Below are 19,612 nucleotides of genomic sequence, written 5' to 3'. Positions count from 1 at the left end.
TGCTGCATCTCGCCGCCTGAACTTCAGGAGGCTTCCTCGAGTTTGCTCAGTTGAGCCTCGAGGATCTCCTCGAAGTCTTCCTCCTCCATGTTCAGCCCCAGGGCGCGGATGGCGCGGGCCGCGTTGGCGAGGGGATGGGGCAAAACCAACGCGGCCCGCTGAGATGGCACCGGCGACTCCGCGGCTACGGAACGGGAGTGGAGCCGCCGGCACCGGCCGCTGGCCCCACGTCTAGTTTCCAGCGGCGGTCTTGGGAGCGTTCAGACGAGAACTACGGGCCAGAGCATCACACCGGCGACCATGCATACCCCGGCCATTGGTCTCAGGGCCGAACGCCAGGAGAAGATCCAGCCAGGTTCAGGCTCGGCCATCAGTCCTGGCGCATCTTCAGGATCTGCTCGCCAAGGATCATCGCGCTGTGCTCCATGGCCGCATCGAGTTCCATGGCCGAACGCAGGGCGTGGGTTCCGCGCACCAGGGCTGCCAAGTCCTGGGGGTCCATGGCGGCCAGAAGCTCCATTATGCTGTCCTTTCGGTCAGCAACCGCATCAAGCACGTCCATAGCCGTCTCTGTAGGCATCAGTTGGATACCTTCAGTACCAGTCCTTTCGAGGTACCCCTTGTGGTGCAGCTGCTCGAGGTCCTGGTCCAGCTCCTCCTCCGGCTGGCCCAGCAGAGCCAACAGCCGGGCCCGGGAGCTGGTGACGCCAGAGGCGATCAGCAGCACGATCCGCAGCTGCCCGACAGTGAGGTCGGCGTCGGGGAATCTCCCCATCCGCTGCAGGAAACCCAGACGTGCCAGAGCCAGGCGATCATCGAAATACTGCTGCAGCAGCTCTTCGGTCGGCATCGCCATGCTCATTCCTCGGTCCATCGCCATCATCTTTACCTCCTGGGGTAGGAACCCGTGGTTTTCTCTGGTTCCTCCAATCTAGGCAGCCGCCTCCGGCTGCACATCGGCCCACAGGAGGAAGTTGATGTCGTACTGAGGCGACACCTGGTTGTCATCTCTGAGCGACTGCCCTCAGTCAGCACCGTTCCTTAGACTGATTTCATGGCTTTAACACTGCCGGACGGCCCCTTGACCCGTTCTGAGAGGCTTCGCCTGTGGTTCACCCGCCGGCCCCGAGTCGCCGATGTAGCACTGGGCCTTGGGCTGATCCTGGTGCTGAGCTGGTTGATTCAGGCCGAGCAGGGCGGGTTCCGGATGCCGGATACATTGGCCTATATCTGCGCGGTTGCACTGGGCGCGCTGATGCTTCTGCGCAGAACTTTCCCACTGCTGGTGCTGTGCCTGAGCCTGTTGATCCTGCTGGGCTATATCTTGCTGGGCTACCCCAATATCGGTTTGGGCATCCCCCTGGCCCCGGCCCTGTACTCAGCGGCGGAACGTCATCGTCTCCGGTGGCCGGTGACCATTGTGGGTGCTCTGCTGTTCATGATCTTCGCTGCTGCACTGGCGGCCTCATTCGTGCGGGAGACCGATACTCATCTGCTCTCACTCTTCGTCTACACCTTGGCCCCGGATATCGCGCTGATGGCCGCAGTGATCGCCCTGGGGGACACTATCCGTTCTCGGCGTGAGCTTGCGGAGCGTTCTGCCCGGGTCATCGAAGCCACCGCGCAGCAGGAGCGGGCATTGGCCCAGGCTGTGGCGGCCACCGAACGCGCTGATATCGCCCGCGAACTGCATGACACCCTGGGCCATCAGACCACGGTGATCTCCATGCATACTGATGTCGCCGCTGAGGCCATCCCGGAGGACCCACAGGCTGCCCAGCGTGCCCTGGGGGTTGTCGGCTCCACCAGCCGGGAGATGATGCGTCAGCTCCGGGATACAGTTCAGACCCTGCGCGAATACGAGGTCAGCCCGCCGCTGCTGTCTATCCGGGCCTTGGACTCCACTGTCTTCGTGACCTCGCCGCTGGAGGTCAATGCCCAGATCGAGGTGGCGGATCAGTACGAGCATAAAGTTGAGGCCACCGCCTACCGGATTGTGCAGGAGGCGATGACCAATACTGCCAAGCATTCGGCCACCGAGACTGTGGCGGTCAGCATTACCGAGCAGGAGGGCGCTTTGGAGATCTGTGTCCGCGATGAAGGCCCCCGCAAGGGCTCAGCACAGTCCATCAGCTCCGGGATGGGGATATTGGGCATGAAGGAACGGGTCTCGGCCCTGGGTGGGACCCTGGAGGCAGGGCCGTGGCATAAGGGGTTTCAGGTTCGGGCCCACATCCCGCTGTCCTCTGATCGGCATCAGGAAGAGGCGCTGGCATGATCCGGGTTCTGCTCACAGATGATCAGCATCTGGTGCGCGCTGGTCTGCGCGCCCTATTGGAGAATGACCCTGAGATTGAGGTGGTCGGTGAGGCCGAGGACGGTCAGGCTGCGCTGGAGGCTGCACGCAGTTCTGATCCAGATGTGGTCTTAATGGACATTCGCATGCCGGGTATGGACGGCGTGGAGGCGACTCGTCGAATCAACGAGTGGCATCATCCGCCTCAGGTGTTGATTCTGACCACATTCGACGACGACGATGAGGTCACCCGGGCCATTCATGCCGGTGCCGCCGGCTATCTCCTGAAAGATACTCCGGGGGCTCGACTTCGAGAGGCTGTGCATGCCGTGGCTGCCGGGGACACTCAGCTCTCCCCCAGAATCATGCGCAAACTGATGGACCGGGTTGCCGATGATGCTCCCCGCGAGCTGCCGCCAGACTTCTCAGAACTCACCGAACGCGAGCTCGAGGTGCTCACTGCTATCGGACAGGGCCGGACCAATGCGGAGATCGCTGTGGAGATGTATCTCAGCCCAGCCACTGCCCGGACCTATGTCAGCCGGATCCTGGCGAAATTGGGGGCCCGTGACCGCACCGAATTGGCGATCATGGCCCACCGCGCAGGGATTGCCTGAGCGGTGGGCTGATCAGCCGTTCTTCGTGAGTGGACCTGCCGGTCAGCTGCGCTGCAGTGCCCCGTGCCGTGATGCGGCAAGGGCTACGGCAGCCTCACGGGCCTCGGAGGCTTCCTCGGCAGTCAGGGTTCGGTCCTCAGCCCGGAACCGCAGGGCGAAGGCCAGGGATTTCTTTCCCGGTTCGATTCCGGTCCCGGAGTAGACGTCGAAGAGCTCAATATCCTCCAGCAGCTCACCGGCGCCCTCGGCGAGGGTCGATTTCAGCTCACCGGCAGTGGTCTTCTCATCCACCACCAGGGCGACATCCTGGGTGGTGGGCGGGAAGGTGCTGATCGGCTCGGCGGTGACCTGATCGGGGGCTGCAGCGAGCAGTGCGCTGAAGTTCAACTCCATGACACTGGTGCGCGCCGGGAGGTCCTGTTCCTCGACCAGTTTGGGGTGCAGCTCACCGGCGTAGCCGATGAGTTCGCCGGCCAGCCGCAGCTGGGCGGTGCGGCCGGGGTGGAAGGCCTGGTGCTGCCCCTGGGCGATTTCCAGTTCCACGTTCAGCAGTGCGGCCACGTCCTGGGCTGCGGCCACGGCATCGGCCCAGTCCCGTTGGCGGGCTTCACCGCCAAGTTCGGCGGCGGGCTCAGCCCCGGCCAGGGCGGCGGCGATATGCAGCGGCTGGTCGGGGATTCCGGCCTCAAGCCCTTGGATGACCGTGTCACCCGGGTAGGCGCCGAGTCCGGGGATCTCCTTGGAACCCAGCTGATCCCCGGGCAGGAAGACCGAGCCGGTCTCGAACAACGCGAGGTCCTTGAAGCCACGGGAGACGTTGCGGCGGACCGCATCGAGCAGACCCGGCAGCAGGGTGGTGCGCAGGGTCGGGTACTGGGAGGCGATGGGGTTCGCCAATCGCACCAGCGACAGCGGCTGGGAGGCATCCGCCCGGCCGAAGAGCCCATTGGCCTCCACCGAGTAGAACGGGTAGTTCAGCACCTCAGTGAATCCAGCCCCGGAGAGACCGGAGGCAACAGCACGACGACGACGCTGCTGTGCCGTCAGACCACGGCCTGCAGGTGCTACCGGCAGTCGGGAGGGGATCTTGTCGTAGCCGATGAGCCGGGCGATCTCCTCCACCAGCGCCTCGGGGATGGTGATATCGGGTCGCCAGCTCGGCGGGGTCACCAGCAGCGAACCGTTCTGCTCCTGAATCTCGGCACCGATATCAGTCAGTGTCTTGGTGATCTGATCGATGCTGTAGGGGACACCGGTGAGACGCTCCGGCAGCTGGGGGTCCAAGGCGATGGGCTCCACAGCGGTGGTCTCTCCGACCTCGGTGGCTGCCCCGGTGTCGGTGCCGCCGGCCAATTCGACCAGGAGGTCCACCGCACGTTGGGCGGCCACTGCCTGCAGCTGGGTGTCCACTCCGCGTTCGAACCGTTTGGAGGCCTCTGAGGGCAACTTATGGCGGCGCTTGGACCGCGCGACAGTGATGGGGTCGAAATTAGCGGCTTCGATCACGATGGTGCTGGTTTCGGAGCTGACCTCGGTGGTGGCTCCGCCCATAACACCGGCAATACCGATAGGCCCGGAATCATCGGTGATCAGGAGGTCCTCGGGGTGAAGCTCCCGCTCCTTCTCATCCAGGGTGACCAACTTCTCGGCCGGGGCGGCCCGGCGGACCCGGATAGTTCCGCTGAGCTTATCGGCGTCGTAGAAGTGCAGCGGCTGACCCAGTTCGAGCATTACGTAGTTGGAGATGTCGACTGCCAGGCTGATCGGGCGCATCCCGGCCAGACGGAGCCGGGAGGCCATCCATGCCGGTGTTGGGGCGGTGGCATCGACTCCGGTGACAGTACGGGTGACAAACCGGCTGCAGCCTGGCACCGAGTAGATGGGGGCGGCGTCGTCGATCTCTACCGGCTGTCCCTCGGTGGTGTTCTCCGGCAGGGTCACCTGTGCGACGGGGTCGGTGAAGCCTGTTCCGGTGGCGTGGCTGTATTCGCGGGCCACACCGCGGATGCTGAAGGCGTAACCGCGGTCAGGGGTGACGTTGATTTCGGCGGCTGTGTCGTAGAGACCCAGCAGTTCCATGGCGTCGGTGCCGGGCTCGGGGTCCAGGCCGATGGTGGAGAGCACCAGGATTCCGTCGTGGTCCTCGCCGATGCCCAGTTCTTTGACCGAGGCGATCATGCCGGCGGAGAGGTGGCCGTAGGTCTTACGGGCTGAGATGCGGAAGTCTCCGGGCAGCACAGAGCCGGGCAGGGTGACCACGACTTTGTCTCCGACCTCGAAGTTATGCGCCCCGCAGACGATTCCCTGCACTCCTTCAGGGTCAATGCCGTCACCGGTGAGAGTCTGCTGTTGGCCTTGGGGCACCACGCGGACCTGGCACCAGTTGATGGTCTTGCCGTTGGACTGGGGCTCCGGAGTCTTCTCCAGAACCTGGCCGACGACGATGGGCCCGGAGAGTTCCGGGGCGTGGACGTCTTCTTCCTCCAGGCCTACTTTGACCAGTTCGGCCATAAGGTCCTCGGCGGTGGCCTCTGCGGGGAACTGGGTGTACTCCCGGATCCATGACAATGGGATACGCATGCCTCAGACCTCCTGTCCGAATCGCTGGCTGAACCGGATATCGCCCTCGATCATGTCCCGCATATCCGGTACGGAGTTGCGGAACATCAGAGTGCGCTCGACCCCCATACCGAAGGCGAATCCGGTGTATTCGGGGTCTTTGATGCCGGCAGCGGCCAGCACATTGGGGTGGACCATGCCGCAGCCGCCCCATTCCACCCATCGGGGGCCACCTTTGGCCCCGGGGTCCCAGACGTCCATCTCTGCACTGGGTTCGGTGAAGGGGAAATAGCTGGGGCGCAGCCGGATGGCTGCTTCGGGCCCGAACATCGCCCGGGCGAAGTGCTCCAGGGTGCCTTTGAGATCGGCCATAGTGAGGCCTTTGTCCACGGCGAGGCCTTCGAACTGGTGGAAGACCGGGGTGTGGGTGGCATCCAGTTCGTCGGTGCGGAATGTCTTTCCGGGACAGAGCACGTAGACGGGCAGTTCGCGCTCCAGCAGGGAACGGACCTGTACCGGAGAGGTGTGGGTACGCAGCACGAGGTTCGATTCCCGTGGCTCCACATAGAAGGTGTCCTGCATCTCCCGGGCGGGGTGATCGGGATCGAAGTTCAGAGCATCGAAGTTGAACCATTCGGATTCCAGTTCAGGACCTTCGGCGATTTCCCAGCCCATGGCGGTGAAGACATCGGCCACACGTTCCTGCAGGAGATTCAGCGGGTGCCGGGAGCCGAGACGACGACGCCGCGGGCTCGCGGTGACATCGACTGTCTCCTCGACCAGGATCCGCTCGGCATGTTCGGCTTCCAGCACCTCAGTGCGGGCAGCCAGGGCCTTCTGGATGCGGCCGCGGGCAGCACCGAGCAGCTTACCGGCCTCTTTCTTCTGGTCCTTCTCGAGGTCCTTGATCTGCCGATTGGCCAGCACGATGGGGGCTTTCTCCCCGGTGTGGGACAGCCGCGCTGTTTTGATCTCTTCGAGATCGCTTGCGGCCTCGAAATCGGCTAAGGCTGTGGCAACACATTGCTCAATGGCAGCCTCGTCCAATGGATGGGGAACGGGGGAATCCGGCTCAGACATGATGCTCAGTTTATGCCGTTGCGGGCGTGGATGCCGACTCCATGACACAGCCCTTCGAACCTCCGTTCTGGGAGCCGATTCCCCTGCACAGAGACTCGAACACATCTTTGATTTTCGCTGGACGAACCCTTGCCACCCCCTAGAATACGTGTTCTAATGGAAAGTGCGCGATGGGAAGCGTGGCTCCTGCAGAAGCCCTCCTCACTGCTTCTGCGCGCGTCTTCCATGTCTGGGGTCAGACATCCCTTGATTTGAAGGGGATGTAAGGCTATGCAGGTTCAGAGGATGCGGCCTCTATCGAGGCTTCGCCCCACTCTATTCCCACTTTTCATCGGGAAACGTGACTGCTGAAGGCCTCTCCGCCGGACACTCTCAGACCAGCCCACTGGGCAAAGTTCGAGAGCTGCTAAGGAGAGAAAGAGTGAGGAGAAAGCAGTATGAGTCAGCCCCCAACAGGATCGCAGCAAGCAACTGACCACGATGCGCACCACGAGCACAGTGGGCACCACGGCCACCACAACGAACACAGCCGCCACGACGGGCACGACCATGAGGGCCACGGGCACGAAGGCGAGCATCACGCTGGTCATGAAGCACATGGTGGACACGCCGGACATGGCGGACACTCAGGACACGGTCACGGTGATCATGGCGATCATGTGGGTCAGTTCCGGCGGCTGTTCTGGATCATGCTGGCCCTTGGGGCCCCGGTGGTGGCGTTCAACCCCATGTTCGCCGACCTGCTGGGCTACCAGCTGCCCGATGCGGCGTGGGTGTGGTGGGTATCCCCGATCCTGGGCACGATCGTTTACATCTGGGGCGGCCAGCCGTTCCTGACCGGGGCGGTCAGCGAAATACGAGACCGCAACCCTGGCATGATGCTGCTGATCGGGTTGGCTATCACGGTGGCGTTCATCGCCTCCTGGGGCGCGACCCTCGGCATCTTGGACCATGAACTGAACTTCTGGTGGGAGATGGCGCTGCTGGTGGTCATCATGCTGCTGGGCCACTGGATTGAGATGAGATCCCTGGCTCAGACCACCTCCGCCCTGGACTCCCTGGCGGCCCTGCTGCCTGATGAGGCCGAGAAGGTCGACGGCGACGACGTCGTTAAGGTGGCTCCGGCCGATCTGGTCCTCGGCGACGTGGTGATCGTGCGCCCCGGCTCCTCGGTGCCGGCCGACGGCAGAATCGTCGACGGCAGCGCGTCGATGGATGAATCAATGGTCACCGGCGAGTCCAAGACGGTGCGCCGCGGAACCGGCGACCAGGTCGTGGCAGGCACTGTGGCCACCGACTCCGGGCTGCGGGTAGAAGTCACCGCCACCGGCGACGACACCGCCCTGGCAGGTATCCAGAAGCTCGTTGCCGATGCGCAGGCTTCCTCCTCCCGCGCCCAGCGCATCGCCGACACTGCTGCGGGCTGGCTGTTCTGGTTCGCCTTGGGCGCGGCCCTGATCACCGCGCTGGTCTGGGCTCTCCTCGGCATGCCCGATGCCGCAGTGGTGCGCACCATCACAGTGCTGGTCATCGCCTGCCCCCACGCCTTGGGCCTGGCGATCCCGCTGGTGGTCTCCATCGCCACCGAACGTGCCGCTCGCGGAGGGGTGCTGGTCAAGGACCGCCTGGCGCTGGAATCCATGCGCACCGTGGACTCGGTCCTCTTCGACAAGACCGGCACCCTGACCAAGGGGGAGCCCACCGTCACCGGTGTTCACCCGGTGGGAAGCCATCACGACGACGACGTGCTGGCCCTGGCCGCAGCCGCTGAGTCTGACAGTGAGCACCCCTTGGCCTGGGCCATCGTGGCAGCTGCCGGTACCCGCGGCCTGGACGTGCCCAAAGCCACCGACTTCTCCTCCTCCCCAGCGGTGGGCGTCAAAGCCACCGTTGATGGAACAGTGGTGGAGGTCGGCGGCCCCTACCTGCTGGAGACCCATGACCAGAAGGAGCTCTCGGTCGCCGAGCAGTGGCGCGAGCAGGGCGCGATCATTCTGCACGTCCTGGCTGATGGTGAGGTCATCGGCGCGCTGCGGCTGGCCGATGAGATCCGTCCCGAGTCCCGCGATGCGGTCGACGCCCTGCATGCCCGCGGGGTGCAGGTGGTGATGATCACCGGAGACGCCCAGGCGGTGGCAGAGACCGTGGCCAAGGACCTTGGCATCGACCGGGTCTTCGCCGGAGTCCGGCCGGAGGACAAGGCCGCCAAGGTTGCTGAACTGCAGGACGAGGGCAAGAAGGTGGCCATGGTCGGCGACGGCGTCAACGATGCCCCGGCTCTGGCGCAAGCTGACGTGGGTATCGCCATCGGTGCCGGCACCGATGTGGCCATCGGCTCAGCCGGGGTGATCCTGGCCAGTTCCGATCCGCGCTCGGTGCTCTCAATCTTCGAGCTCTCCCGGGCCAGCTACCGGAAGATGAAGCAGAACCTGTGGTGGGCTGCCGGCTACAACATCGCTGCGGTGCCGCTGGCCGCCGGCGTGTTGGCTCCGATCGGGTTCGTGCTGCCGATGAGCGTCGGCGCGATCCTGATGTCGGCCTCCACCGTCGTGGTGGCCCTGAATGCTCAGCTGCTGCGCCGCCTTGACCTCACTCCGCAGGCCAGCACCGACCGAATCCTCGACCGGGTCTAGCGCCGGAGAAAAAGCCCACACCAAAGCAGGAGAAAACCAGAATGACCACTACGACCGACTCGCCCACCGCAGGCCACGGTTACATCAGCGACAAGGACCGCTACCTCGCCCGCCTCAAGCGCATCGAAGGCCAAGTCCGCGGCATCCACCGGATGGTCGACGAGGACACCTACTGCATAGACATCCTCACCCAGATCAGTGCGATCAACTCCGCGCTGGAGAAGGTGGCCTTAGGCCTGCTCGATGACCACCTCAAACACTGTGTTGTCTCAGCGGTACAGGATGATGGCGATGAAGCCGAAGCCAAGATCAAAGAAGCCTCCGACGCCATCGCCCGCCTCGTACGATCCTAGAACGACTGTTGTGTCGCCCAACTTCAAAGCGTCCATCAAGCCCAACGAAATCTCGACCTTAGACTTCAGGCTTGCAGACAACCATGCTAGGAAAGTTCGGAGCCTGTCCTGCAAGTGCGCACCGATCCCTGGCGGTGTCACCTTAGGCCGCCCAGAAGCAAGCTAGACATGACTACAGGGCCCGCTACCTGACACTCGGTTCCGGGACACGACCGCCCTGCCCACTTTCTCGAAAGGAAATCGATTATGGAACACAAGATCAAAGTCGCTGTCAATGGTTACGGGGTTATCGGTAAGCGTGTAGCTGACGCGGTGGAAGCCCAGGAAGACATGGAGCTGGTCGGGGTCAGCGACGTCACCGCCGATTATCGGGTCGCCTCAGCGGTTGCGAAAGGCATCCCGGTCTATGCCTCAACCGACGAGGCCCGGCAGCAGATGCGGGCTGCGGGATACCCCCTCGTCGGCGGGCTGTCGGACCTGCTGGGCAAGGTCGACGTCGTCGTCGACTGCACTCCGGCTGGCATCGGAGCCGCAAACGTAGACCTCTATCGCAGCCTCGGCGTCAAGTCGGTCTTCCAGGGTGGGGAAAAGCACAGTCTCACCGGTCACTCTTTCGTCGCTCACGCCAATTACAAATCCACGTTGGGCCGGGATACGACTCGCGTGGTCTCGTGCAACACCACCGCTACCGTCCGCACGCTGACTGCGCTCCAGGACGCCGAATTGCTGTCCAAAGCCCGGGGCGTGCTGGTGCGGAGGGCCACGGACCCGTGGGAATCCGATCACTCGGGAATCATGAACACAGTTGTCCCCGAAGGCCGCATCCCCAGCCATCAGGGCCCGGACGCCCAGTCAGTGGTCCCCAATCTGGACGTGGTGACGATGGCGGCCAAGGGAGCGCACACACAGAATCATCTGCACTTCTGGACGGTGGAGCTTACCCGTGCGGCAGAGGCAGAAGAGGTCCTCGCGGCGTTAAAGGCGATGCCGCGGATCGCTTTCGTGAAACGTTCGGACGGGGTTGTTGCGGTCAACAGCACCGTGGAGCTGATGCAGGATCTGGGCAGGCCCCGCGGCGACATGTACGAGGTCGCCATCTGGGAAGACATCTTGACCGTGCAGGGCAATGAACTGTTCTGGACGTACACAATCGATAACCAGGCCATCGTGACCCCCGAGAACATCGACGCCATCCGCGCATTAGCTGGGACCGTGGAGGACGGCGCAGAATCCATCCGGCGCACCGATCGTGCTCTAGGGGTGCGCGCCGACTTTACGGCCACCGATTAGCTCAAACAACAAACCTCACCACACGGGCAGGACGAGATTGATCCCAGACTTCGAGGTCAGGTGCGCGAGGCGTCCGTAATTGTTTCAGCTGCTTCACCCAGGGCAACGTCGAAGTCGTCGTCGCTCTGGGTGACGGTGAGTCCCTCGGTCAGAGCGCGTGAGAAACTGGCAATGACTCCCTGGTGGCGTGCCAAGCGAGCAGTGGCTTCGGCTCGGGAGTAGCCGCCGGATAATGCCAGCACCCGGAGCACCCGTGGGTGCTCTACGAGCTCGTGGTAGAGGTTCTCGACTTCGGGAAGCGTCAGTTTGAGGATGACTGACTGGTCCTCGCCGAGATGGTCCAATTCGCTTTGGAGTGCCGCTTTGAGCTGCTTCTCCGTCTCAGCCTTTCGGGGGCTATGGATATCGACCTCCGGCTCAACAATAGGAACCAAACCGAACTGGAGGATCTGTTGAGCGATCGCGAATTGCTGCGCGACCACAGCGTGGAGCCCCTCCCCTGGCTCTTTGATGAGCGAACGCATTTTGGTGCCGAACATTCCTTTGCTGATCGCACTCTTGAGCAGGTTGTTTAGGTCAGGGATGGGCTTCATCACCTGAGCTCCGTGTGATTCTTCAGCCAGGCCCTTGTCGATCTTAAGGAACGGCACGATGCCCTTGACGTCCCAGAGGTAATCCCCCGTGGGGGTTCCTTCGATGTAACGGTTCATCGTGTCTTCGAACAGGATAGCCCCGAGGATGCGGGCACCATCGAAGCTTGGGCTTGTGATGATCCGGGTCCGCATCTCGTGCACTAGGTCGAGCATCACTTCCTGGTTGGGATAGGCCTCCGCCTCGATTCCGTAGAGTTTCAAATCTTTCGGTGTGCTGCCCCCGCTTTGATCTAACGCTGCGATGAACCGACCTCGTTCTTGACCCTGTCCTGTTTGGCTGAGTCCATGGCTCCCCCTCGGTGTACTCGAACTGCTGCTGTGATTCTTGAGCCTACTGTCCCTCGCGGTAATTTGTCTCTGCCCTCGGGTCCCCCCTCTGTCGAAGGGATGGTTATGGCAGTTCACCTCCGCATGTAGATCATGAGGAGCGTGAACCTCTGGAGTGCCGGGGAGTCTTTCGCCTCGCAGAATGTTCAGCGTGGGAGCGTCTCCCCCAAATAATGCGGCTTGCCCGGCGTCGGTCGCGCCAAGCGCAGCTGAGAAGAGCGACTACTGGTAAGCCGATGGCGGCACCGAAAGCGCCGGCCAGCGGGCAGGTCAGAAGAAAACAGGCCTGTACCAGCGAGGACTGCGCGACGAGCAGCAAAGTCTGCTCAGCTCGATGCTGTTGCGAGGCAGCGGTCGCGCTGGCGGGATGAGGATCGGTGAGGGAGTCGCGCCGGTGAGGAGCCTTGCCGCGAGTAGTGCTGCCCACTGTCGTGTCCCGGCGACTCACACGTCAACGACGTCAGGAAGAAGCGATACGGGCAGGCCTGGTGAGCATGACGACGATCCGGTATGCGCTCCAACAGCGCCGGTGTATCCATGGAGACGATCACGGACCCGCATCCGCATGCGGCGAGCATCAGGGCGACGTCGGGCTGGGGCCTCCCAAGTTCTCCTGGACCAGGTCCATGTGTTGACGCTGACCATCGCTATGGTCGTGGCCACCACGAGGTTCATTGCCATCAGATGGTCACGATGTTGGCGTCCCACGTGACGGGACCTGCTCGCCTTAGCGTTGGTAGTCGGCGTAAAACTTGATGGCCAGAACGCCGATGTAGCCGCCCACGAAAATTCGAACCATCGACAGAAGTTTACGTCAACGAGTGATGCCCCCGGCGTCCGAAACCGGGGGCATCAACCAGTGAGATATTCAGTTATTCAGGCTGGGCTCCCTACCGCTGGAGCGTAGCCGGATGGCTCAGGGTCAGGTCACCCTTCGCACGCTGGTGGGCGAGCCGAAGATGCTGCGCACGGTCACACCGGAGGAGGGGGAGCCGGCATCGGCGATTCGTCCGTCGCCCAGGTAGATAGCCATGTGGTAGTCGCCCCAGAAGATCAGGTCACCGGGCTGACGCTCATCCCAAGGCACCTGGCGTCCCTGGGTGATCTGATCATAGGTAGTCCGCCCAAGGCTCACTCCAGCCGCAGCATAGGCTGCCTGAGTAAAGCTGGAGCAGTCCCAAGCGTTAGGGCCATTGCCGCCCAGCCGGTAATAAGTGTCCGAACGGTTGGCGGTGTTGACCGCCCAGTCCATTGCGATCTGCGCGGCATTACTCCCACCGCCGCTGGCAGGCTGCGGGTTAGCAGTCTGAGTCTGCGTCTGGGTCGGAGTGGGGGTCGGCGTCGGGGTCTGAGTCGGGGTGGGAGTGGCCGACTGGGTCGGGCTCGGTGAAGAAGAGGAGCTCGAGCCGGAGCTTGACCTGGAGCTTGAGGTGTTCTGGCTCTCCAAGTAGTTCACGTGCCACTGCAGAGCGTTCTGCGAGACTCGACCGTCACCGGTGGTCAGGTCTGGGTTGTTCAGCACTGCCCGGTAATAGTCACCGCCGCTGCCGCTGAAGCCCGGCTCCAGCTCCGCGCCGGTGCTCAGCAGGCTCTGCATGGAGCTGGAGAGGTTTCCCCAGGACGGAATCGACGGGGTGGAGGACTGCTGCGTGGCAGCCCGTGAAGGAGAGGACGACTGCGACGGCGAGGGAGTCGGTGAGAGGCTCGGAGCAGCCTCGGCCTCCTCCTCGGCTTGCTCCTCTGCTTCTTCCTGGGCCTGCAGGTAGGAGAGGTGGCCCTCCAGCACGGTCCAGTTGACGGAGCCGCCGCTGGTGGTGAAGTTGGAGTTGTCCAGCACCATCCGGTAGTAGTCCTCGGCGTTGCTGCCGCTCTCCAGCTCACCGGCCTCAGCCAGCAGCTCGCGCTGTGCTGAGCTGAGGGAGTCGAAGCTCGCCGGTGAACTCTGGTTCGAGGCGGTGCTGGAAGTGGCGCTCCGTGTCGGTGTGGCGCTGGGGCTCGGAGTCTCGGTGGGGCTTGGGGTCGCGCTGGGACTTGGAGTCGATGACGGGGATGGCGCCGCACTGGGCTCTTCCTGTTCCGTCTCGTCCGCTTCGGCCTGCGACTCCAGGTGGTCCACATGGGCGGCGACAGCATCCCAGTTGACGGCTCCGGTGGAGCTGGTGAAGTTGGAGTTGTCCAGCACCAACTCGTAGTAGTCGCGCACGCTGTCAACGCCGTCCACCTCTGCGCCGGCGGCCAGCAGCTCGCGCTGCTCTTCAGTCAGTGAGTCGAAGTCGGCAGCTTCAGCGGCTGCTGCGGTCACCTGAGTCTGCTCGGCGTCGGCGCGCAGCTGCTGGATCCGGTAGGCCAGCTGCTCTTCGTCGATCTCACCGTCCTCATCGAGGAAGTCAGCATTGCCCAGGAAGTTCTCCAGGAAGCTTTCGAAGCTTCCCTCCCAACCCTCAAGGTCCCGCAGTGCTTCCAGCTGCTCGCGCAGGTTCGCACCGACCTCCTGCTGGGAGGCGCGGGTCTCTGCAGTGCCCTCACCAAGGTTCTCTAGGTCCTCGGCGGTCTCCTGGGCGGCGGCTTCGGCGCGCTCACGCTCGGCCTCGGCCTCTCGTGCGGCCTGTTCGGCCTCGACGGCGGCCTGCTCAGCCTGCTCCTCGCGCTGCTGGTCTGTCGCATCCTCGGCGAGGGTGCCCTCATCGCCCAGCAGCACATCGGCCGCGGAGGAGTCCTCCTCCTGATAGTCATCGTAGGCGTCCATGGCCAGAGCGGCCTCTGCTTCCAGCGTGGCCTGCTCGGCGGCTTCGGCGGCCTCTGCGGCTTCTGCCATGCGGGAGGCGGCCAGGGACTGCTGGCGCTGCAGCTCGGACTCAAGCTCATTGGCGCGCTCACTGGCTTGGTTGATGCGTCCGGCAATATCTGCCATCAGCTTCTCCCGTGCCTGATCGGACTCTTTGGCAGTGGCGATCTCTTTGGCAGAGGGGGTGTCCGGCAGCTCGGTGACAACGAAGTTGTCGGCGAGGTTCTGCTCGCTCTCGGACTGTTCGGCGACGGCGTCACCTGTCCGGTCAGCGACCAGGTCGGGCAGAGTCGTCCCGACAAGCGCTGTAGTCACCACGACGGCGGTCACGGCCGCCACCGCGAGATTGCGACGGTGTTTCACGGTAGTTCCTCACTTTTCCTCACTGGTGCAACACAGCGCAGATGCCCCTCCTGGTGAGGAGCCTCTCGGATCGGGGAGCTGACGTTTGGAGCGCCCGGCCCGGGGGATGCGATGGGAGTCCCGGTTCAGGCGCTGCCTTGGGAATTGTGTCTGCTTAGTGACCCTCGCGGCGCTACGAGGTTCACAGTAATTGCGAGAAGGTCACGGTGGCAATAGGCCGTGTCGTTTCTGTGACTTAACTGTGAGGCTTGGATCCGCGTGATGCCGGGGGAGAAGGGTCACAGAACGGTATACTTCAAACCTTCAAGTAGGTTGAAGGTTGTACCTCCACAACTTCGTCACAGGTCTGTGCTAAGCCCTGCTGTGGGGCCCTCTCAGCCCCATCCCAGCCGGTGCAGGGTCGGATAATCGATGCCGAAGAAGTGTGCGACTTCGTGGACCACAGTGACCATCACCTGCTCGACGACCTCCTCGCCGGGCCTGAGAAGCCTCCAGGTTCGAAATCACTGGATGGTTCGCGCACACATGCACTCATGAATACGACCACCTTAGCCGGGCGACGTTCGGTCTCAAGCTTGGCGCGGGCGTAACCCTCATTTCCCTGGCCATCGTGGAGAAGCTGGCGAATCCAGAGATGGCGCGGGCTATGCTCGAGCAGGAACCGCTCCTCAATCTCCTTGCCCCGTTCGGGGTAAGCGCCGACGCCTTCGCGGTGGTTGCCGGGTCCGTCGAGCTTTTGTTGGGGCTGCTCGTCATCTCCGGCGCTCTGCCGCAGGTGGTTGCGATCCTGATGGCCGTGCCGTTCACCGCGACGCTGGCGCTCTTTGGGGCGACCGAGTTTCTGGGACACCTGCCGTTGTACGGTGTCCTGCTCAGTTTCCTCGTGCTGGGGAGCCTGGAAGAGACTTCCCACAGTCTATCCGGGCTGCGGCGACGGGCGGGTGTGCCTACTCATTGAGCGGGTCGTAGAGACCAGCCTTCTCCGGGAACGCGGCGAACCGGGTGCAGATTTCGTCGGTTCACGTCTCATTTCTTGGACCGGAATTGACCGCCCCCCGTCTCAGAATCTGATCCACTGGGGTCGGTTTCGGGCGTCCCCTTCAGGGCGTCCTGGTCGACTTTGTGCCCCGCAACAGGGTTGCGCTGCTCAGAGGCCGGGGTGTGGATCTCCAGCTCCTCGGCCAACGCCTCATCAGTCCGCGGGCGGCGGCTGAAGAGCCAGATCAGAGCGGCGATGGCGATCAGGAAGACGACGAAGGCGACGATCTGGTTCAGCCTCCAGTCCAGGCCGATGAACTCCAAGGGGAACTGGGTGCTCTTATCGGGCTCGTCGCGGCGCATCGATTCGATCCAGAAACGACCCATCATGTAGTAGGCCACATAGGTCCAGGCCAGCAGGCCCTGTTTGAACTGGAAGCGCTTATAGAGCCAGACCAGTGCAATGAATCCCAGCAGGTTCCACAGTGATTCGTAGAGGAAGGTGGGGTGGAATGTGGTGAATTCGCTGGCGCCGGGAGGCAGCGCTTGGTGCGGCTGGTCGGTGTCGATCTGCAGGCCCCAGGGCAGGGTGGTGGGGCCGCCGTAGAGCTCCTGGTTGAACCAGTTTCCCCAGCGGCCGATCGCCTGAGCCAGGATGACTCCGGGCACGATCGCGTCAGCGAAGGCGCCGAATTTGATGCCGTTGCGCCGGCAGAAGATCCACACGGCCACCGAGCCGGCGGCCACGGCACCGATGATGCTGAGGCCGCCCTGCCAGATCTGGACGGTGCGCAGCAGGTCTCCGCCTTCGCCGAAGTAGGCGTCGGGAGAGCTGATGACGTGGTAGATCCGGGCGCCAATGATACCGAAGACCACTGCCCAGAGTGCGGCGGAGAGAATGTCGTCGCCGTCGCCTCCGCGGGACTTCCACAGCCGGGTGGCGACCACCACTGCCAGGGCGATGCCCAGCAGGATTGCCAGGGAATAGAAGGCGATGGAGAAGGGGCCGGGTAGGTCGATGTGGTTCATCGGCGGGGAGGGGAATCCGGCAGAAATCATGGCGGCAAACATATCGGGTGCGTCTCCTTGCTTAGGGTTCTTCGGGGTTCCGGGAGAGGTGGATGATCGAGGCGACCGTGCCGCCCCACACCGTCACCACAGCCACGATCATCATCACAATCGCTGCGGTAGTCATCGATGAATCACCTCAATACCGGGTCTGCGTCCTCGGGGATCTCGAAGACCTCCTCGGCGATGGGCTCATCCACGCTGTGGATGGTGACCTGCAGCTCACCTTCCGGCCCCGGGACCCGGTGTTCCCCCGGGCCGAACTGTGCGGCCCACGCGCCTGGCTCCAAGACCATCTCTGGGAGGTCGATGTCTTCTGGCTCCACGTTCTCGGTCCGTGACCAGGTCAGTTCCGAGTCCGGGCCCTGCTCAGCGACATACAAGGTTCGCTCCTCGACCCGGTAGATCTGGTCCGCGACCGGTGTTCCTTCGATCTGGGTGGTGAGCCGGAACGAGGGTGCATCGTCCAGGTCCCTCACCCAGAGTCGGTCCTGCTGGCCATCAACCTCGATGACCATCTCGAAGCTCTGTGCGTACTCGTCAGGGACTTGGGTTTGGGCATCCTCTCGTGGGGTCTGCGCCTGGCCGGTGAGCTGCGGGTTCTCCTTGAGGAGGCGACTGTCGAAGTACGCTACGGTCCCCAGCATGAGCACTAGAGGCGCGACCATCAATGCGACCACACCCGAGATTGCGGCAACGGTCAGCATCCCGCTCTCGCGCCGCTGGCGCTTCCGCCCGAGCACGGTCTTGGCGAACGCGGCTGCTTGAAGCGAGACCGCGAAGACCCCCATGCCGAGGAAGACGTACATGAACCAGATCGAGGGGTAGACCTGCCACTGGGGCGGGGTCGTCTGGAAGAAGTAGAAGAAGTATAGGGTCCCACGCAGCATGGCGAGGTAGAAGATGACGTGCACCAGGCTCCGGTGGATCCATTTCCACGACGACGCTCCAAGGAAGTTCACAGCTCGGTCGGAGGAGGTCACCGCCAGCAAGATGATCATGGGCAGCATTACCATCCCCATCATGTTCATGATGCCGACTTCGGCGCGTGCCAGGACGAATCTGTCCAACTCCTCCACGTACTGGAAGCCGAAGAGCGTTGCGAAGTCCCCGCGCGCCCAACGGTCCCATATGGCGTAGGCGTGCCCTACTGCCAGTACCGCGAACCATATTCCGAGTTCCCGCCGCCACGGCAACAACCGTTGGACGGGCTTCCAGAAGGCCGACGCGGGCGAGAGACTCAACGTCAGGAACAACAGGACGAACGCAGCATGTGCCCATGCTCGCCAGAAGGGATGGTCCTCTCCCCAGTCCGGCCACAGTGCTGGCTGGACCCCCCAAGCCGAATACGACAGGTAGAACAGATAGACCAACAGCCCCGAAACGCTCGCCATGCCCAGATGGCGCAGCAAGAGCGTCTTCTTGCTCGTGATACGACTTCGCATGTCTGCCAAAGCCTTTCTCCTCGTCGAGGGATCATTCTGGAAGGCCTGCGTAGGAGTGCAGGCCGGGGAAGTAGACCGAGGTGTGTCAGAGATAATGCACCAGTGAGCGGGTTTAATACCCAACCAGCGAGTGGGCCTCATGATTGATCTTTCCGGGTTCTCCTTCTTGTAGCAATTCGAGTGGCTCGAGCGTTGACCAGGCCGGCCCTGCGGGCGGCGCGGATTGCTTCGCCTCGGCCGTAGTGTTCGTCTTCTGGGGTGACGTAGCCCACGCCCTCGTGCAACCTCACCGCGTTGTAGTGAATCCGCAGTCGGTCCAGCTCGGACTCAAGTACACCGGGCTCGGTGATCTTCTCAAGGTGCGGGTTCTCGGCTTTGAGGTGTCCGAAGAAGGACTCGACCCAGGATTGATCGTTCGGGGTTCCGGGTCTGCCGAAGTGCTGAGCGATCCGGGCACCTGCCATGAACGAGGCAGTGGCCTTCGAAGTCATCTGGGGTCCGTTATCGGAGATCGCCAGCAGTACTGGGATCCGCTCATCATTATCTGGCACAGTCCCGGTAGCCAGCTCCTGGAGCAGGTCGGCATCGAGCAGGTGCTCTTTGCCCTCAGCGACCAGCGCGCGGGTGAAGGCGACCTCGACCTGGGTGGAGGACTCCTCAGCCGAGACCACAGTCGCTAGCCAATATTTGGAGATCACGTCGATCACCGCGACCACGCAGCGGTGTGCGCGGGTGAAATGGGTGAAGTCATAGATCATGATCACCCCTGGCACCAGTTCAGCCCATTCGGGCCAAGCGCGGGGCTCCAGCGGTTCCCGGGCTGCGGGTCCGGGAAGTCGCAGGCCAGCTTCCCGTAGGACCCGCAGCACGGTGGACTCGGAAGCGTAGAAGGCCTGAAGCCGGGAGCCACGGTGGGCCAGCTTTCGGTGCGACCGGTCAATCTCAGCCCAGCCTTCTGCGATCTGCAGGATCGCTTCCCGCTCAGCGGCCAGCAGCGCGTGGGCCGCCTCATCCGGCCCGGGCGGGGCATCATCAAGCCGACCAGCCTGGGCCCGGTGCTGCCAGCGGATCACCCGCACATGATCCAGACCCAGCACCGCCGCGGCCCGACGCAGAGACCAATCGCCCTCACGGTCGGCGTAGTCGATAAGTTCCAGCAGCCCAG

At 63.2% G+C, this 19,612-nt stretch carries 16 protein-coding genes and 1 pseudogene; 6 read left to right on the top strand and 11 right to left on the bottom strand.

Annotated features, from left to right (window positions below; translation table 11 throughout):
- Positions 1-23 precede the first annotated feature (23 nt).
- Positions 24-170 carry a hypothetical protein gene (locus tag HGQ17_RS13690; RefSeq protein WP_168888510.1) on the bottom strand — a complete coding sequence of 49 codons (147 nt, stop codon included), beginning with the start codon at positions 168-170 and terminating at the stop codon, positions 24-26.
- A 200-nt stretch (positions 171-370) separates the two neighbouring features.
- Complete coding sequence (locus tag HGQ17_RS13685) at positions 371-856, bottom strand: hypothetical protein (RefSeq protein WP_168888509.1); 486 nt, start codon at positions 854-856, stop codon at positions 371-373.
- A 198-nt stretch (positions 857-1,054) separates the two neighbouring features.
- Between HGQ17_RS13685 and HGQ17_RS13680 the strand changes: the two genes are divergently transcribed.
- Positions 1,055-2,278 (top strand): sensor histidine kinase, encoded by a 1,224-nt coding sequence (locus HGQ17_RS13680; RefSeq protein ID WP_168888508.1) that lies wholly within the window; start codon positions 1,055-1,057, stop codon positions 2,276-2,278.
- Positions 2,275-2,913, top strand: a complete 639-nt coding sequence (locus HGQ17_RS13675) for a response regulator transcription factor (protein WP_168888507.1) — start codon at positions 2,275-2,277, stop codon at positions 2,911-2,913. The genes HGQ17_RS13680 and HGQ17_RS13675 overlap by 4 nt, the downstream gene beginning before the upstream one ends.
- Positions 2,914-2,955: 42 nt before the next feature.
- Here the strand turns inward: HGQ17_RS13675 and pheT are convergent, their stop codons facing one another.
- Both pheT and pheS read right to left on the bottom strand, forming a co-directional pair.
- Positions 2,956-5,493: a phenylalanine--tRNA ligase subunit beta gene (gene pheT / locus HGQ17_RS13670; RefSeq protein WP_168888506.1), complete on the bottom strand. Its 2,538-nt coding sequence runs from the start codon at positions 5,491-5,493 to the stop codon at positions 2,956-2,958.
- Between the two features lie 3 nt (positions 5,494-5,496).
- Positions 5,497-6,552: a phenylalanine--tRNA ligase subunit alpha gene (pheS, locus tag HGQ17_RS13665; RefSeq protein ID WP_168888505.1), complete on the bottom strand. Its 1,056-nt coding sequence runs from the start codon at positions 6,550-6,552 to the stop codon at positions 5,497-5,499.
- 437 nt (positions 6,553-6,989) lie between these two features.
- Between pheS and HGQ17_RS13660 the strand changes: the two genes are divergently transcribed.
- From HGQ17_RS13660 to HGQ17_RS13650, 3 genes are all read left to right on the top strand, one after another.
- Positions 6,990-9,185 carry a heavy metal translocating P-type ATPase gene (locus HGQ17_RS13660; RefSeq protein ID WP_229503587.1) on the top strand — a complete coding sequence of 732 codons (2,196 nt, stop codon included), beginning with the start codon at positions 6,990-6,992 and terminating at the stop codon, positions 9,183-9,185.
- Positions 9,186-9,226: 41 nt separating this feature from the next.
- Positions 9,227-9,538 carry a metal-sensitive transcriptional regulator gene (locus HGQ17_RS13655; protein WP_168888504.1) on the top strand — a complete coding sequence of 104 codons (312 nt, stop codon included), beginning with the start codon at positions 9,227-9,229 and terminating at the stop codon, positions 9,536-9,538.
- A gap of 246 nt (positions 9,539-9,784) precedes the next feature.
- Complete coding sequence (locus tag HGQ17_RS13650) at positions 9,785-10,828, top strand: type II glyceraldehyde-3-phosphate dehydrogenase (protein WP_138254277.1); 1,044 nt, start codon at positions 9,785-9,787, stop codon at positions 10,826-10,828.
- 56 nt (positions 10,829-10,884) lie between these two features.
- Here HGQ17_RS13650 and HGQ17_RS13645 read toward each other — a convergent pair whose 3' ends face one another.
- The 3 genes and pseudogenes from HGQ17_RS13645 to HGQ17_RS13635 all read right to left on the bottom strand — a co-directional run.
- Complete coding sequence (locus HGQ17_RS13645; RefSeq protein ID WP_324615300.1) at positions 10,885-11,886, bottom strand: fructose bisphosphate aldolase; 1,002 nt, start codon at positions 11,884-11,886, stop codon at positions 10,885-10,887.
- A gap of 844 nt (positions 11,887-12,730) precedes the next feature.
- Positions 12,731-14,956: a C40 family peptidase gene (locus tag HGQ17_RS15775; protein ID WP_168888503.1), complete on the bottom strand. Its 2,226-nt coding sequence runs from the start codon at positions 14,954-14,956 to the stop codon at positions 12,731-12,733.
- Between the two features lie 374 nt (positions 14,957-15,330).
- Positions 15,331-15,447, bottom strand: a pseudogene (locus HGQ17_RS13635) (metallopeptidase family protein); the annotation flags it as partial.
- A gap of 119 nt (positions 15,448-15,566) precedes the next feature.
- Between HGQ17_RS13635 and HGQ17_RS13630 the strand changes: the two are divergent.
- Complete coding sequence (locus HGQ17_RS13630) at positions 15,567-15,914, top strand: hypothetical protein (protein ID WP_168888502.1); 348 nt, start codon at positions 15,567-15,569, stop codon at positions 15,912-15,914.
- Positions 15,915-15,982: 68 nt separating this feature from the next.
- Here HGQ17_RS13630 and lgt read toward each other — a convergent pair whose 3' ends face one another.
- The 4 genes from lgt to HGQ17_RS13610 all read right to left on the bottom strand — a co-directional run.
- Positions 15,983-17,005 (bottom strand): prolipoprotein diacylglyceryl transferase, encoded by a 1,023-nt coding sequence (lgt, locus tag HGQ17_RS13625; RefSeq protein ID WP_168888501.1) that lies wholly within the window; start codon positions 17,003-17,005, stop codon positions 15,983-15,985.
- A 19-nt stretch (positions 17,006-17,024) separates the two neighbouring features.
- Positions 17,025-17,129: a methionine/alanine import family NSS transporter small subunit gene (locus tag HGQ17_RS13620; protein WP_168888500.1), complete on the bottom strand. Its 105-nt coding sequence runs from the start codon at positions 17,127-17,129 to the stop codon at positions 17,025-17,027.
- 7 nt (positions 17,130-17,136) lie between these two features.
- Positions 17,137-18,456, bottom strand: a complete 1,320-nt coding sequence (locus HGQ17_RS13615; protein ID WP_211090684.1) for a ferric reductase-like transmembrane domain-containing protein — start codon at positions 18,454-18,456, stop codon at positions 17,137-17,139.
- A 128-nt stretch (positions 18,457-18,584) separates the two neighbouring features.
- A partial coding sequence (locus HGQ17_RS13610) for an integrase core domain-containing protein (protein WP_211090683.1) occupies positions 18,585-19,612 on the bottom strand: 1,028 nt, incomplete at its 5' end.

This window comes from Nesterenkonia sedimenti (assembly GCF_012641515.1).
GTDB classification, from domain to species: domain Bacteria; phylum Actinomycetota; class Actinomycetes; order Actinomycetales; family Micrococcaceae; genus Nesterenkonia; species Nesterenkonia sedimenti.
The sequence above is the reverse complement of the archived record's forward strand: the minus strand, read 5'-3'. Positions and strand labels throughout refer to the sequence as shown.